The sequence below is a fragment of the Bartonella sp. AP9QHHD genome (genome assembly GCF_042195625.1).
Classification (GTDB): Bacteria; Pseudomonadota; Alphaproteobacteria; order Rhizobiales; family Rhizobiaceae; genus Bartonella.
In genome coordinates, this window is sequence record NZ_JBHIOP010000122.1 from 1 (window position 1) to 2,009 (window position 2,009).

Consider the following 2,009-nt stretch of genomic DNA (forward strand, 5'->3'; position numbering starts at 1 on the left):
AAAAAAATGGTTGATACAGTAGTGGTTACAAATACCCCACCTGAAAAACGCAAGAGTGGTTTTAATACAAGTGTCGTTGAAACAGGACAAATGCAGGCAACAAATAAAGTAGGTGCTTTTAAAGCTCCAAAGCCAATTACGGTTCATAAGCCCGTTGAAGTAGACGCCCGTGTAACCATTACAAATCTCAATATTTCCGTCCCCAATGGTCTCAAGGACGAAATCAGAGACGCTGTCAATCAAGCACTTGAACGCTATGCAAAACAGCAACGTTTAGCCATAGCCTCTAGCCTTTCGGATTAAATACCATGATGTTAGCTTTGGGTGGTTTTATTTTTTCGATTGAAACAGCTGCTTATCAAACACTTGATATGTCTTATGGGGTTCCATGGGTAGAGCAAGGACGATTGGGGCGCAAAGCAGCTCTTCAATTGCCTGCCGTTGCAAATGCGGAATTTTCTTTAACTGGTGTGATTTATCCAGATTTCAAAGGTGGTCATAGACAGCTCGAATATTTACGGCAAATGGCACATGAAGGACCTCACATTCTTGTGACTGGTCAAGGCAAAATCTTAGGTAAGTTTGTCATTCTTTCTGTAGAGGAAAAACAAAGCATTTTTCATCATAATGGCATCCCCAAAAAACAAGAATTTACAATAAAGTTGAGAGAATATGGTGAAGACCTATGAGTGATCTTTATATGACCAAAGATGGTGATATGGTTGATGCCATTTGCTGGAGATACTATGCAAAGGGTCAACAAGCCCTTGCTGTTGAACGCGTCTATGCAGCGAATTTGGGGCTTGCAGACTATGGACCCATTTTAAAAGCAGGAATCACAATCGTTTTGCCAACCCTCCCCTATCCTAAAGCCACACCGGTAATCAGAATTTGGGGTAGCAAATCATGAAACCTTTTTGCACAGTGATGGCAAATGGAGAGGACATCACAAGAATGCTGATGGACTATGTTTTGTCGATTGAAATTACCGATGAAGCAGAAAACAAAAGTGACCGTATCACTATAGAGCTTGATGACCGCGCACGTGACAGTGATAACGGCTTTCTTGATATTCCTCTTATCGGAACAATCATTTCTGTCACACTTGGCTATGAAGGGGGCAAAAACCGCGATATGGGATCCTATCTGATAGACGAAATCTCTGTAAGCAGCCCACCACAAAGCTTAAGCGTGACAGGGCGCGCCGCATCAATGAACACATCTTACAGAACCCCAAAAAGCCAATCCTATCACCAGCAAACCCTTGGCAGTATTGTTCAAGAGATAGCACAGCGTAATGGCTATACACCAAAAGTTGACCCTGCTCTTGCTAAAATTGTTGTGCGTCACATTGACCAAACTTCTGAAAGCGATATGGCTTTTGCCACACGCCTTGCAGAAGACTATGATGCGGTAGCAAAACCCGTTGATGGCAAGCTTGTTTTGGCTAAACGGGGCGAAGGCAAAGCCATCACTGGTGAAACACTCCCCGTTATTGTTATCCATGAAAAACATTGTACCTCTTGGGATTTTAAATACAGCGCACGAGATGAAGCAGGTGCAGCCAATGGCTTAGAAACAGATGTGGGGGACGACCAAAAAGCCGCTGCTGATGCACGAGAGCCAGAAGAGATTGATGATGATGAAAACTTTATCCATATGGATAACAGTGACAGAGCATCATCATCTGAATCAGAAAAAGCAGAAAAAGAATCTGAGAAAGAAGAAGACAAAGAGAAGAAAGGCGGTGTTATCGCAAGCTATCATGATATCCGCACTGGTGAAAAAAAGGAAGTCAAGGTTGGTAAAGAGCCTTTTCATGAACTCAAATACACCTACCACAATCAATCAGAAGCTGTTGCGGCCATTGCTGCTTATCGCAACAAATCATCTCGTGGCAAATCTTCTTTCTCATGTGATATTGGTGGTGATCCCTTTGTGCAAGCAGAAGCAAAGCTTGTTCAAAAGCCCCCTTTCCGCCCCTATATTCCAGCAGAATGGCGCATCAA

Annotated in this window: 3 protein-coding genes and 1 pseudogene; all 4 read left to right on the plus strand. The window is 43.1% G+C overall.

Annotated features, from left to right (window positions below):
* Positions 1-303 (plus strand): annotated as a pseudogene (locus tag ACFIK4_RS10150) (phage tail protein); the annotation flags it as partial.
* A 5-nt stretch (positions 304-308) separates the two neighbouring features.
* Positions 309-689: a phage tail protein gene (locus ACFIK4_RS10155; protein WP_375630019.1), complete on the plus strand. Its 381-nt coding sequence runs from the start codon at positions 309-311 to the stop codon at positions 687-689.
* Positions 686-910, plus strand: a complete 225-nt coding sequence (locus ACFIK4_RS10160) for a tail protein X (protein ID WP_375675856.1) — start codon at positions 686-688, stop codon at positions 908-910. Before ACFIK4_RS10155 ends, ACFIK4_RS10160 begins: the two co-directional genes overlap by 4 nt.
* On the plus strand, positions 907-2,009 hold a 1,103-nt coding region (locus ACFIK4_RS10165), incomplete at its 3' end, for a contractile injection system protein, VgrG/Pvc8 family (protein WP_375675857.1). The genes ACFIK4_RS10160 and ACFIK4_RS10165, both read left to right, overlap by 4 nt.